This window comes from Micromonospora sp. URMC 105 (assembly GCF_051386295.1).
Taxonomy (GTDB): domain Bacteria; phylum Actinomycetota; class Actinomycetes; order Mycobacteriales; family Micromonosporaceae; genus Micromonospora.
Window position 1 is genome coordinate 1 of record NZ_JBPQTL010000047.1, and the last position, 12260, is coordinate 12260.

At 74.7% G+C, this 12260-nt stretch carries 13 protein-coding genes; 3 read left to right on the plus strand and 10 right to left on the minus strand.

Features of this window, described 5'->3' with window-relative positions; all coding sequences use genetic code 11:
• Window positions 1-1229, plus strand: a 1229-nt coding sequence (locus ACSNN7_RS16730; RefSeq protein WP_436681729.1) for a serine hydrolase, incomplete at its 5' end; no start/stop codon positions are given.
• 27 nt (window positions 1230-1256) lie between these two features.
• Here the strand turns inward: ACSNN7_RS16730 and ACSNN7_RS16735 are convergent.
• From ACSNN7_RS16735 to ACSNN7_RS16770, 8 genes are all read right to left on the minus strand, one after another.
• Window positions 1257-1541 carry a putative quinol monooxygenase gene (locus ACSNN7_RS16735; protein WP_436681730.1) on the minus strand — a complete coding sequence of 95 codons (285 nt, stop codon included), beginning with the start codon at window positions 1539-1541 and terminating at the stop codon, window positions 1257-1259.
• Between the two features lie 75 nt (window positions 1542-1616).
• Window positions 1617-2375: a MerR family transcriptional regulator gene (locus ACSNN7_RS16740; RefSeq protein WP_436681731.1), complete on the minus strand. Its 759-nt coding sequence runs from the start codon at window positions 2373-2375 to the stop codon at window positions 1617-1619.
• Window positions 2376-2491: 116 nt separating this feature from the next.
• Window positions 2492-3835, minus strand: a complete 1344-nt coding sequence (locus ACSNN7_RS16745) for a putative bifunctional diguanylate cyclase/phosphodiesterase (RefSeq protein ID WP_436681732.1) — start codon at window positions 3833-3835, stop codon at window positions 2492-2494.
• 88 nt (window positions 3836-3923) lie between these two features.
• Complete coding sequence (locus ACSNN7_RS16750; RefSeq protein WP_436681733.1) at window positions 3924-5438, minus strand: hypothetical protein; 1515 nt, start codon at window positions 5436-5438, stop codon at window positions 3924-3926.
• 49 nt (window positions 5439-5487) lie between these two features.
• Window positions 5488-6576, minus strand: a complete 1089-nt coding sequence (locus ACSNN7_RS16755; RefSeq protein ID WP_436681734.1) for a hypothetical protein — start codon at window positions 6574-6576, stop codon at window positions 5488-5490.
• Window positions 6573-7976 carry an MFS transporter gene (locus ACSNN7_RS16760; protein ID WP_436681735.1) on the minus strand — a complete coding sequence of 468 codons (1404 nt, stop codon included), beginning with the start codon at window positions 7974-7976 and terminating at the stop codon, window positions 6573-6575. Before ACSNN7_RS16760 ends, ACSNN7_RS16755 begins: the two co-directional genes overlap by 4 nt.
• A gap of 265 nt (window positions 7977-8241) precedes the next feature.
• Entirely contained in the window at window positions 8242-8475 is a 234-nt protein-coding gene (locus tag ACSNN7_RS16765) for a zinc-ribbon domain-containing protein (RefSeq protein WP_436681736.1), read from the minus strand.
• A gap of 41 nt (window positions 8476-8516) precedes the next feature.
• Window positions 8517-8810, minus strand: a complete 294-nt coding sequence (locus ACSNN7_RS16770) for a hypothetical protein (RefSeq protein ID WP_436681737.1) — start codon at window positions 8808-8810, stop codon at window positions 8517-8519.
• Window positions 8811-9023: 213 nt separating this feature from the next.
• Between ACSNN7_RS16770 and ACSNN7_RS16775 the strand changes: the two genes are divergently transcribed.
• Window positions 9024-9356 (plus strand): YciI family protein, encoded by a 333-nt coding sequence (locus tag ACSNN7_RS16775; protein ID WP_436681738.1) that lies wholly within the window; start codon window positions 9024-9026, stop codon window positions 9354-9356.
• A gap of 5 nt (window positions 9357-9361) precedes the next feature.
• Window positions 9362-10567 carry an RNA polymerase sigma factor gene (locus tag ACSNN7_RS16780; RefSeq protein WP_436681739.1) on the plus strand — a complete coding sequence of 402 codons (1206 nt, stop codon included), beginning with the start codon at window positions 9362-9364 and terminating at the stop codon, window positions 10565-10567.
• Window positions 10568-10795: 228 nt separating this feature from the next.
• Here ACSNN7_RS16780 and ACSNN7_RS16785 read toward each other — a convergent pair whose 3' ends face one another.
• Window positions 10796-11650: an SRPBCC family protein gene (locus ACSNN7_RS16785; RefSeq protein ID WP_436681740.1), complete on the minus strand. Its 855-nt coding sequence runs from the start codon at window positions 11648-11650 to the stop codon at window positions 10796-10798.
• The gene (locus ACSNN7_RS16790; RefSeq protein WP_436681741.1) at window positions 11643-12203 is read right to left on the minus strand and encodes a helix-turn-helix domain-containing protein; all 561 of its coding nucleotides are present in this window, start codon (window positions 12201-12203) and stop codon (window positions 11643-11645) included. Before ACSNN7_RS16790 ends, ACSNN7_RS16785 begins: the two co-directional genes overlap by 8 nt.
• Window positions 12204-12260: the final 57 nt, after the last annotated feature.

Sequence of the window (12260 nt, forward strand, 5' to 3'; positions counted from 1 at the left end):
GTCCCTGGAGGGTGCCGGCCAGCGGGGCCACGATGCCGGCGGCGGTGATGGTGGCGACGGTGGCGGGGCCGGTCGCGGCGGACGGCGGGCCGGGTGCCGCGCCGCCCACGGCGGCCCGGCCGCCGGCCAACGCGCTGGCCTGGCTGGCCTTTCCCGGCGGGGTCTTCGCGGTCGACGCGGTCGCGCGCACCGTCCGCTACCGGGCCTGCGACCGCGACACCGGCCGGATCGCCGACCCGGGCATGCGGGTCACCGACCGGTCCGCCACCGGCCGGGTCACCGTCGGCGGTACGACCTACCGGTACGAGATCCCGCTGGTCGGCCGGAGCACCGGGGTGCTCGTGCTGTTCCGCCCGCACAGCCGGCCCGACTGGCAGGTCGGCGAGGTGGTCACCGACCCGCTGCCGCCCACCGACCCGGTGGCCGGCCGGGCACTTCTCCCGCTCGCCGGCGAGCTCCGCCGGGTCGTCGACGCCGCCACCGCCAACCCGGCCGGGGCCACCGTCCGCGACCTCTCCGGCCGGTACGGCGACCAGCAGGTCTCGGTCAACGGCACGCTACGCCCGAAGGCGGCCAGCGTGATCAAGCTGTGGATCCTGGTGGAGCTGCTGCGCCGGGTCGACTGCGGGCAGGTGTCGCTGGACGAGGGGGTGCTGGTGACCGCCGCCGACGTGGTCGGCGGTACCGGCCAGTTGCAGTTCGAGCAGATACCGCAGGTGGCGAGCCTGCACAAGCTCGCCGACTACATGATCGAGTACAGCGACAACACGGCCGCGAACGTACTGATCGACCAGCTCGGCGGGTTCGCGCCGATGAACGCGCTGAGCGACTCGATGAACCAGCGGGAGACCGTGCTCGCCCGCAAGATGCTCGACACCGAGGCCGCCGCCCGGGGCGAGGAGAACTACACCAGCCCGGACGACGTCGTCTCGCTGCTCGGCGCGGTCTGGGACGCGAAGATCCTCACCCCGGCCTCCCGCGACCTGATGATCACCTTCATGCGCGAACAGACCCTGAACACCAAGATCCCGGCGGCGCTGCCGCCCGGCACGCCGGTGGCGCACAAGACCGGTGACCTGCCGGACGCCTCGCACGACGTCGGCTACTACCTGGTCCCCGGCGCCGAGACGGCCGTCGCCTTCCTCACCGCCGGCCCGTACGACAGTGGCAGCGAGACCGTGCGCCGGCTCGCCCGCACCGTCTACGACCACGTCGTCGGCGGTCCGTGACCCGACGGCGGCCGGGAGCCGCCACCGTCAGGGGGCTTCGACGCCGGAGATCCGGTACTTGTGCACCTCGGCGCCGAGGATCGCCGCCGCCTGCTCCTCCGCCGGGCCGGAGCCCCGGAAGGCGAGCAACTGGGCGTCGCTGTCCCAGCGCTCGTAGACGTTGATCCGGCCCGGCTCCACCAGGTCGGCGCTGATCGCGAAGTCGATGCAGCCGGGCGCGGAGCGCGCCTGCCGGACGACCTCGGCGCAGGAGGCCAGGTAGGCGTCCCGCCCGTCCGGGTCGACGTAGAGACTGCCGGCGACGATGAGCACGGTGACCTCCGGTGGGCGGTGGGCCTGACAGGCACGATTGTGCCTGTCAGGCCCGACTTTTCCGCCCGCACCGGCTCAGGCGCGGGTGATCGCGTTGGCGTGGATGGCCTCGCTCAGGTACGCCGCCATGCCCGGCGCGATGTTCTCGTAGTGCGCGGTGAACCGCGGGTCCGCCAGGTACATGTCGGCCAGCCCGGTGTGGATCTCGTACGAACAGTCGTAGAACCAGCGGCTGATCGACTGCCGGTGCTCCTCGGCCAGCGCCATCGCCTCCGCCGAGTCCGCCGGCGCCCCGGACGCCATCACCGCGACGAACCGCCGCCCCCAGTCCTCGTTCTCCGCCTTGATCCGCAGCCAGTCCTCCTTGGTGTGGGCGGCGGCGCGCCGGTTCGACTCCCGGTACGCGTCGGTGCCGCCCCAGCGCTGCTCCGCCTCCTCGGCGTGCGCGTCCGGGTCGAAGTCCCCGAAGACCTCGAACCGCTCCTCCGGGGTCAGGTTGATGTTCATCCTTCTCGCCTCCATCGCGAGTTCGATCGCGGTGACCATGTCCTGGAGCTTCCCGATCCGCCCGGTCAGCAGCTCGTGCTGCCGGCGCAGGTGCGCCGCCGGGTCGGCGGCCGGGTCGTCGAGGATCGCCGCGATCTCCTCCAGCGGGAACCCCAGCTCCCGGTAGAACCGGATGTGCTGCAAGCGCTCCAGGTCCGCGTCGTCGTAGCGGCGGTAGCCCGCCGCGGTGCGTCCGCTGGGCGACAGCAGCCCGATCTCGTCGTAGTGGTGCAGCGTCCGGACCGTGACCCGGGCCGCCTTCGCCACCTGTCCCACCGTGTACGCCATGGTGTCCCTCCCTTCCGCGACCAAGGCTCCCGCCTGCCGTTGCGTGAGGGTCAAGCCCGATTCTGCGCGCGTCGTCACACCCCCGCGCCGGAAGTCGGCGGGGCGGGCGGCGGCGGTCAGACCGGGGCGGCGACCGGGCGCAGGTCGGCCAGGCCGCCGGGGCGGCCGTAGCGGTAGCCCTGCCCGTGCACGCAGCCGATCGCGGTGACCGCCGCGTGCTGCTCCTCGGTCTCCACCCCCTCGGCCACCACCGCCAGGTCGAACGCGCCGGCCAGCCGGGTCACCAGCTCCACCGTCGCGTACGCCCGGGCGTCCGTGTCGAGGCGGGAGACGAACGACCGGTCGATCTTCAGGTCGGTGGCGGGAATGCGGTGCAGGTAGCTCAGCGACGAGTAGCCGGTGCCGAAGTCGTCGATGGCGATCCGGATGCCCAGCTCGCGCAGCTGACCCAGCCGCTCCAGCACCGCCTCACTGCCGTCGATCAGCGCCGATTCGGTCAGCTCCAGGGTCAGCGCGCGGGGGGCCAGCCCGGCGCCGGCGGTGGCCGCGGTGACGGTGGCGATCAGGTCGGGCCGGCGCAGGTGGGCGGCGGCGATGTTCACCGCCACGGTGGCCTCCGGCGCCCGCTCCCGCCAGGTGGCGGCGGCCCGGCAGGCCTCGTGGATCACCCAGCGGTCGATCGGCACGATCAGCCCGGTCTCCTCGTCCAGCGGCAGGAACGCGGCCGGCCCGAGCAGCCCCAGCCGGGGGTGCCGCCAGCGGACCAGCGCCTCCGCGCTGCGTACCGCGCCGGTGGCCAGGTCGACGATCGGCTGGTACTCCAGGTGCAGTTGCTGCTCGTCGACCGCGCGGCGCAGGTCGGCGATCAGCTCCGCCCGGGTCACCTCCGACTCGCGCAGCCCCGGGGTGCAGGTCCGGTACGCGGACTTCCCGGCCGCCTTGGCCGCGTACATCGCGATGTCGGCGTCGCGCAGCAGGTCGGTGTGGGAGGCGTGCTGCGGGCCGTACTCGGCGATGCCGATGCTGGCCGACGGGTGCACGCCCACGTCCTCCTCACCGGCCGACGGTTGCAGGGCGGCGAGCAGCCGCTCGGCGAGCCGTTCCGGCGCGACCTCCCCGTCGACCAGCACGGCGAACTCGTCGCCGCCGAGCCGGGCGATGGTGCCGTCGTCGCCGACCGCGTCCCGCGTCCGGTCGGCGATGCTGGTCAGCAGGGTGTCCCCGGTGGCGTGCCCGAACCGGTCGTTGACCTGCTTGAACCCGTCGAGGTCCAGGATCAGGACGGCGACCGGCGGCCCGTCGCGCAGCGCCTGGCGCAGCCGCCGGTTGAACATCAGCCGGTTCGGCAGGCCGGTGAGCTGGTCGGCGTAGGCGAGCCGGCGCAGCCGCGCCACCAGGCGCAGGTTCTCGTTGGCGGCCAGCCCCTGCCGCAGCGCCAGGGCGCCGAGCAGCGTCATCATGCCGATGAAGACCAGGTGTGGAGCCTGCCCCCGTCGCGGTCGGTCGGCCCGGCCGGGTGGACGGCGACGGTGGCCGCTCCGCCGCTGCTCAGGCCCACTCCTCGGCGGGGTCGCCGTCGCTCGCGACGGGCGCGTCGTCGGCGCGGGCAGCCGGCGGACCGCCGTGCGTCCACGGGGTCTCCTCCGGCGCCGGGAACGCCCCGGCCGGCAGGTACGCGTCGGACAGGGTGGTGAAGCAGAGCCGCTCCCCCACCTCCGGCACGCTGCCCGGCGGCGCGGTCAGCCCCCGGCCCATCCCGCCGGAGAGCTCCAGCACCACCTCGGTCTTGCCGTCCGCCGCCGGGATCAGGAAGACCACCTTCGCCTTCTGCGCGGGCCGGGCCGGCGAGTACAGCGTCGCCCCGACCGGTACCCGCACCGGCTCGGTGGTGAGCAGCTGGATCCGGGGCCGCAGCACCGGCCGCTTCCCGGTGTCGTCCACCCGCTTCGGGTCGGCCAGCGTCACGTCGCCGACGAACGCCTCACCGGTCAGCCGGTGCTCGGCCATCACCAGCGGGTCGTCGTAGGCGCGCTGCACCGCGTACGAGGTCAGGGCGCGTTCCAGCCGGTGCAGCCGCTGGGCGGCGGTCACCGCGCCGTCGCGCCGCGGCTGCGGACCGCCACCGGCGTCGACGTGCTCGGCGTGGCCGGTGAAGGCGTCCTTGTCGCCGTCCCAGCGGCCCGCCACCCGGGCCCCGGGCGGCAGGGCCCGCAGCAGCCCGACGCCGCGCCACATCAGCTCCCAGGTGGGCGCCAGCTGGTCGCGCAACAGCCTTTCCAGCTCCGCGTACGCCTCGTCGCGCGCCGCGTCGTCGCCCGCGTCGGCGTACGCGGCGACGGCCGGGGCGAGCACCCGGTTGTCGAACTCCGGGTCGGTGGCCGGGCCGGCGGGCGGACAGACCGCCGGGTCCTCGGCCCGGGCGGCGGCCTGCGCCCCGGTCAGCCCGGCCGGTGGGTCGATCCAGCCGAGCAGCGCCGGCAGGTGCAGGTCCTCCACCACGCTCTGGCCGGTGGCCCAGTGCAGGGTCAGCGCGTCGGTCAGCGCCACCAGCGCCGACGAGCCGGGCTGCTCGGCCCGCTCGGCGAAGAAGGTGAGCCAGCGGCCGAGCAGCGGCACCGACGGGTGCACCGGGTAGTCGCCGTCCGGGCGGCGGAACCGGGTGGAGCGGCCGAACAGCCGCAGGAAGCTGATCCCGGCCGGGTTCGGCACCAGCAGTTGCGGCGCGTCGACGTACCGGTGCCGGACGTCCCGGCCCCGGTCGACCGGCACCGCCTCGGTGACGCTCCGGAACGAGTCGAGGTACGGCAGCACGACGGCGGCCAGTTCGGCGGCGAAGCGGAAGCGCTGGTCCCGGTTGCGGGGCTGCGGCACGATCAGCAGCCGCGCCTCGTCGGGGGCGGTGCCGACCAGCGCTGCCAGGGGCGCGTTCGCCTCACCGGCCATGGCCAGCGGCACCAGCACCAGCGGCCGCTCGGAGAGGTGCAGGTGCCGGACGGTGGCCACCGGCTGGGCCACCCCGGCGGCCAGCGCCTGCGCCTTGGCCAGCGCGCGCAGCGTACTCATGCCGGCCTCCGCACCGGTGCGGCCGGGCAGCGGCGGGCGGGCAGCGTACTCATGCGGGGTGTCCGGCTAGGGCGTCGGCGCGCAACCGGGCGGCGGCCCGCAGCAGCGCGGCGGCCTCCTCCTGCTCGGGCTCGGCAGCGCGTTCGCCGGTCGCCAGCGCCAGCACCTCGGCGACGGTGGCGACGCCGCCCAGGGCCTCCCGGACCGGCCGGCCCAGCGCCGCGGTGTGCCCGCCCGCCTCGTTGCGGCAGAAGTACGCCAGCTCGCAGCTGGCCAGGCACTCCGGCGCGTAGCGGGCCGGCACCCGGCGCAGCCCGGCGGCGAGCGTCACCGGGTCTGCGGTCGGGTCGGCGGTGAAGTCCGCCGGCACGGTGTCGAGCAGGGCGTCGAGCTTCGCCATCCGGTCGAGCTGGCGGCGCAGCACCAGCAGCTGCTTGCGGACGTCGAGCAGGCTGGCCACCGGCCGGTTGCCGAAGTCGCGCGGGCAGATGAGCACCACCTCGTGCGAGACCAGCTCCTCGTCGTGCCCCTCGGCGGCGAGCAGCTCGCGCAGCGCCAGCACGTAGACGGCCGACTGGATGGCGGCGGCGGCGACCTTCGCCGGGTCGGCCTGCCCGTCGACCACCGGGAACGACTTGATCTCCACCACGTGGAACCGGCCGCCGAGCCGGGCGGCGACCAGGTCGGGCTCCAGGTGCACCCGCTGGCCGGCGACCGCCAGGCCGAGCAGCGGATGGTCGAAGAGCGCCGCCTCCGGCCCCTCGGCCGTCAGCGCCCGGCGGGACCGCTCCTGCCGGTCCGGCAGGTCGTCCGCGCCGCCCAGGTCCGTCCAGCTGGCCTGCGCCGGCACCGGTACGCCCAGCCGCTCGGCGACCAGCCGCAGCAGCTCCGCCCCGCCGTCGGCCTTGACCTGCGCCTCGAAGGCGTTGCCGCGGGTGATGGCGAACCGGGACTGCCCGAAGCGGGCCGGGAAGCCGATCGCCTCGGCCAGCCGGGGCTTGTCCACCCCGGCGCCGTCCAGCACCGCCCGCCGGGCGCAGCCCGGGTTGCCGGTGAGCGCGGCGACGGTCCGGGCGTTGTGCCGCTTCGGCGGCAGGTCGCCGCGGATCGCGGCCAGGCGCTGCGCGGTGCTCGTCATGATCCGCCAGGATAGGCGCTCGCCGCCGGTTCGGCCGGGACGCGGGCCCGGCGGACCAGCACGGCGGTCGCCGCCGCGGCGACCAGGGCCACGCCGGCCATCGCCCAGAGCACGGTACGCAGCCCACCGGTGAAGCCCGGGTCGGCGAGCCGGCCGGCGGTGGTGCTGGCCAGCACCGCCCCGACCACCGCGATCGCCACCGTCTCGCTGGCCAGCCGCGCCGTGTTGATCATCCCGGCGCCGGTGGCCGCCCGGTGCGCGGCGACGCTGCCGATCGCCAGCGCGTCGAGCAGGCCGATCGACAGTCCGACCCCGACGCCGATGGTGAGCAGCGGGCCGGCCAGGGCGGCGGTGCCGCTGCCGGGGGCGAGCACGGTGGCCCAAGCGGCGCCCACCGCGACCACCGCCACCGAGGCGACGATCACCGCCGGGGCGGGCACCAGCCGGGTCATGGCTCCGCTGAGCAGCGGCAGCACCAGGGTCGGCGCGGTCAGCAGGATCAGCGTGGCGCCGGCCGCGCCGGGGCTCATCCCGACCACCGTGGTCAGGTACGACGGCAGGTAGACCAGCAGCGGCACCAGCACCGCGACGATGGTGGCCGCCGCCAGGCAGATGCCGAGGAACCGGGGGCTCGCCAGCAGGGCCAGGTCGAACATCGGGTCGGGCCGGCGGCGTTCCACCCGGACGAAGGCCACCAGCAGGGCCACCGCCGCGACGAAGGCCGCCACGATCACCGGGGCGGACCAGCCCAGCTCGGGGCCCTGCACGAAGCCGAAGATGAGCAGCAGCAGCGCGGCGGTGAAGGTGACCGTCCCCGGCCAGTCGATCCGCCCGGCGTGCGGCTGGCGGGACTCGGGCAGCAGCGGGGTGAGCGCCAGCACCACCACGGCGGCCAGGGCCGGCGCGGCGAAGACCGCCCGCCAGCCGAACGCGGAGATCAGCACGCCGGCGATGGAGGGCCCGAAGGCCAGGCCGACGCCGATGGTCGTACCGAAGATGCTGAACACCCGGGCCCGGGCTCGGCCAGGGAAGGCGTGGGCCAGCAGGGCGGAGGCGCTGGTCGCGGCGGCGGCCGCGCCGATGCCGGCCAGCGCGCGCAGCACGTCGAGCAGCACGATGTTCGCGGCGACCGAGGCGAGCAGCCCGGAGCCGGCGAAGATGGCGACCCCGGTGGCGAAGACCCGGCGCCGGCCGAGCAGGTCCGCCAGCGCCCCGGTGGCCAGCATGAAGCTGGCGAAGGTGGCGTTGTAGGCGTTCACCACCCACTGCACGCCGGCCAGGTCGGCGTCGAGGTCCCGCCCGATGTCCGGCAGCGCGACCGACGCGCCGGTCAGCGACACCGGCAGCGAGAGGGTGGACAGCAGGACGGCGACCAGCACGACGGCCGGGTGGTTACGCAAGAATTCTCCCCGTTCGGACGGCGGCCCCAGCCTAGAACGCACCGGTGGGCAGGCATCCGTTACGGGCGGAAGATCACAGGCTCAGCGCTCGGCGGAGCGGTTCCAGGGTGAACGGGGCGAGCGGGCCCCGGCCGGCGGCCGGCGGCGGCGGTGCCGGCGGCGGCCCGGGGTGCAGGGCGGGCGGGAGACGGTGTGCACCGGCGCGGAAGCCGGTACGACCGGTTGCCGGCCGATCAGCCAGCAGAGGAAGCGGGCCATCGCCGGGTCAGCCGACCGGGAGGCTGCGGGCCTCGTTCTTGGAGATGCCGTACTCGGCGCCGCAGAACGAGCACTGCTGCACGTAGCGGGTCCGCACCGGGATCAGCGGAATGAAGAAGAGGGTGAACTTGGTCGACCGGCGGGTGATCACCTGCGCGGCCTGGTTGCCGCAGTTGCGGCAGACCGCGGTGACCACGCCCGACCGGTTGACGGACGTGCGGAGTCCGAAGATGAAGAACATCGCCGGCCTGTACCCACACCAGGGGGGTCACACACCCGGTTTCAGGAAGAGGTTCGCCGCCACGGCCGGCGGGCGTCGAGCTGGACGGCGAGCAGCTCCAGGAACTGCCGGAACCGCTCCTCGCCGTGGGGCGTGGGCAGCTCGTCGGTCAGCGGGCCGCGGTGCCGCCGGGCCCGGGTGATGGCCGCGGCGTAGACGCGCGGACCGGCGCCGAACGACCGGCGTTCGACCATGGCCTCCGCCATCCGGGCGGCGGCTGCCTCGTCCAGCTCGCGGGTGAAGATCAACCCGTAGAGGATCTGGTTGACGACACCCTTCCAGTCGTCGCGGGGCATCGCGGTCCTCCTCGGTAACTCCGTCGCCGGTGAGCGCTGCCGATGACATGATCCCCTCGCGCCCCGCTCCGGCCCGGTGGACCCGCCGTACGACGCGATCCGGTCGGACGGCGCCACCACGCCGGCGGAGAATTTCCCACCCGCCGGTGTCCGGATCCGGGTCCGGCGTTCGTCACCCTGGCGAGAGACCACGACAGGCGAGGAGCGCCACTGATGAAGTTCATGATGTTCGTCTGCACCGACACTGAGCCGGACGCCGACCCGGAGGCCGCGCCCGACATCGAGCAGTGGGTGGCCGAGCGGGACGCCCGCGGCCAGCGGCTGGAGGGCAGTGTGCTCGCCCCGACCTCGGGGGCGACCACGGTCCGGGTACGCGGCGGCGAACTGCTGCTCAGCGACGGCCCGTTCGCCGAGACCAAGGAGGTCATCGTCGGGTTCGACATCCTGGAGTGCGCCGACCTGGACGAGGCGGTGGAGGTCGCCCGGGCCCACCCGATGGCGTACGGCGGGCGGATCGAGCTGCGCCCCTTCGCCGACCTGGACTGACGCGGGTGGTGGACGCGGCCGGCGCGGTGGCGGAGGCGGGTACCGAGGCGTACCCGCGGATCGTCGCCGCGCTGATCCGGGTCACCGGGGACTGGACGCTCGCCGAGGACTGCGCCCAGGAGGCGCTGGCCGCGGCGCTGGAGCGCTGGCCCCACGACGGCATACCCGGCAATCCGGGCGGCTGGCTGATGACGGCCGCCCGGAACCGGGCGGTGGACGTGCTGCGCCGCGCCTCGGTGGAGCGGCGCCGACTGCGCGACCTGGCCCTGCTGACCGATCCGGAGCCGCCGGCGGGCGCGGAGGGGGACGTGGTGGACGACCGGCTGCGCCTCGTCTTCACCTGCTGCCACCCGGCGCTGGCCCTGGAGGCGCGGGTCGCGCTGACCCTGCGCACGGTGGCCGGGGTGCCCACCGCCGACATCGCCCGCGCCTTCCTGGTCAGCGAGTCCACCATGACCCGGCGGATCACCCGGGCGAAGACCAGGATCGCCACGGCCGGCATCCCCTACCGGGTGCCGACCGGGCCTGCGCTGGTCGAGCGGCTGCCGGGCGTCCTGGCCGTGCTCTACCTGCTCTTCACCCGGGGGTACGACGCCGACGGCGAGCCCGCCTTCGCCGACGAGGCGATCCGGCTGGCCCGGCTGCTCGACCGGCTGATGCCCGGCCGGCCGGAGGTCGCCGGGCTGCTGGCGCTGTTCCTGTTGCAGAACTCGCGCCGCGCCGCCCGCCGCGACCAGGCCGGCGACCTGCTCACCCTCGACGAGCAGGACCGCTCCCGCTGGGACCGGGCCGCCATCGCCGAGGGACTCGCCGCGCTGGCCCGGGCCGGCCGTGGCCCGTACGCGCTCCAGGCCCGGATCGCCGCCGCCCACGCGACCGCCCCGGCCGCCGCCGACACGGACTGGGCCGGCATCGCCGGCTGCTACGACGAGCTGGCCCGGCTCCGCCCCACCCCGGTGGTCCGCCTCAACCGGGCGGTGGCCCACGGCTACGCGTACGGGCCGGCGGCGGGACTGACCCTGATCAACGAGGCCCGCGCGGGCGGCGCCCTCGACGGCTACCCGCCGGCGCTGGCCGCGGAGGCCGAGCTGACCGCCCGCCACGGCGACCCGGTGCGCGCCGCCGCGCTGTTCCGGACCGCCGCCGGCCTCGTCGGCTCCGACGCCGAGCGGCGGGCGCTGCTGCGTCGCGCCGGCGAGCTGGACCGCTGACGGCGCGGCCTGTCCCGTCCGGCACACCGGTGGGTCGACCTCTGGGACGGACGTCGCTGGGCCGCCGCCACCAGGACAGGGGGTGCGCGAGCCCTGTCGAGCTGATGACGTGGATGAATCGGTGCCGCGCGTGCCCGCGCCGCGGTGAATCGTCTGCGTCATCAGTTCGACAGGGCACCGGCAGCACCCCTGCCACCCGGTCACCCGGTCACCCGGCACGCCGGACGGTCAGGCGCCGGTGGGCAGCTCCGCCATCACCCAGATCGGCTGCCAGTCGGCCATCTCGTGGTAGCGGCGCAGCTCGAAGAGGCCGGCCACCGACCCACTCCAGGCCGCGTACGGCGGGTTGCCCTCGTCGAAGCCGCTCTGCACGAAGGTCAGCCGGGTCTTCCCGTCGGACTCGGCCAGCTCCCAGGTGGTCACGCCGGTGGGGCCCCAGTCGACGGACATCCGGCGGCCCGGCTCCAGGTCGATCACCTTGGCCGCGTAGCCGCTTTCGAAGCCGCCCATGGCGTACCGGCCGCCGACCCAGGGCTCGATGCCGATCGGGTACCCGAACCAGGCGCTGGCCTCGGCCGAGTCGGTCAGCGACGCCCAGACCCGCTCGGCCGGCGCGCCGATCACCAGCTCACCGCGCAGGTCGGCGGAGGTGAAGTCGGTCCTCGGCAGCAGCGGCCGTCCCTCCAGGTGGGCGGCGAGGTTGCCGATCGACAGGCTCCACCAGGTCTGCAGGACGCCCCGGATGGTGCTGCCGTCCAGCGCCTCGGCGAACACGAAATGGCTCTGGGTCACGGTCAGCAGCGTGCTGTCCGGGCCCTCCGCCACCAGGGATATCTCGCTGGTCGTCTCCACTCCGTCGAGCAGCCAGGCGAAGCGCAGCGTGTGCTCGTCGGCGTGCAGCAGGCGCTGGTGCGGCGCGTCGCCGTCGGGCGTGTAGCGGCCCCAGAACTCGTACCGTCGCGGCAGCTCGACCTCGGCGTGCTCGGCGAACCAGACGCGCAGCTCGGCCGGGTCGGTCAGGGCGCGCCGGACGGCCTCGACCGGCGCGGCGAGACGGGCACCCAGCTTCAACAGATCACTCACGGTCTTCCCCCTTGGGGTAGCAGGCCACGGCGAGCTTGAAGGCGTCTCCCTCGGCGCCGCCGTAGCGGGTGAACAGGTCCTGCAGCGTGGACTGCAGGTCGTGCAGGAACTCCTGCCGGCGCTCGGCCGGGACCCGGATCTCGCCCGACACCCCGATCGAGGGCAGCTCCGGCGCGGACCGGTCGAGGGCGGCGACGTCCGCCTGGACCTCCTCCATCAGGTCGAGCAGGTAGCCCAGGCTGAGCTCGTCGCGGGCCCGGCGTGCCCCGCCGACCCGCCCCACCAGCCGGGGCGAGAGCCAGTACGACCGGGCGGCGGCCTGGTAGATGCCCTCGCTGATGCCGCGCACCTTCCGGGTCGACACCTGCTCGACCAGCCCGGCCGCCACCAGCTGCTTGACGTGGTAGTAGACGCGCTGCGGCGTCTGCTCCAGCCGGGTGGCCACCTCGGTGCAGGTACGCGGCTCGGCCAACTGCCGCAGCACCTCGACGCGCTGCGGCTTGAGCAGGACCTCGGCCTGCTCGATCTGCTCCAGGTACATGACGTCTCTCATCGCACAAATGAGCTTGTACGTAAAAACTTCCTTTGTCAATGGGATCGAGGAAAGCCG

Coding starts and splice junctions, on each gene's coding strand:
- ACSNN7_RS16740 (WP_436681731.1), bottom strand. CDS start 2,375: ATGGCGTACACGGTGGGACAGGTGGCGAAGGCGGCCCGGGTCACGGTC.
- ACSNN7_RS16745 (WP_436681732.1), bottom strand. CDS start 3,835: ATGATGACGCTGCTCGGCGCCCTGGCGCTGCGGCAGGGGCTGGCCGCC.
- ACSNN7_RS16750 (WP_436681733.1), bottom strand. CDS start 5,438: ATGAGTACGCTGCGCGCGCTGGCCAAGGCGCAGGCGCTGGCCGCCGGG.
- ACSNN7_RS16755 (WP_436681734.1), bottom strand. CDS start 6,576: ATGACGAGCACCGCGCAGCGCCTGGCCGCGATCCGCGGCGACCTGCCG.
- ACSNN7_RS16765 (WP_436681736.1), bottom strand. CDS start 8,475: ATGTTCTTCATCTTCGGACTCCGCACGTCCGTCAACCGGTCGGGCGTG.
- ACSNN7_RS16770 (WP_436681737.1), bottom strand. CDS start 8,810: ATGCCCCGCGACGACTGGAAGGGTGTCGTCAACCAGATCCTCTACGGG.
- ACSNN7_RS16775 (WP_436681738.1), top strand. CDS start 9,024: ATGAAGTTCATGATGTTCGTCTGCACCGACACTGAGCCGGACGCCGAC.
- ACSNN7_RS16790 (WP_436681741.1), bottom strand. CDS start 12,203: ATGAGAGACGTCATGTACCTGGAGCAGATCGAGCAGGCCGAGGTCCTG.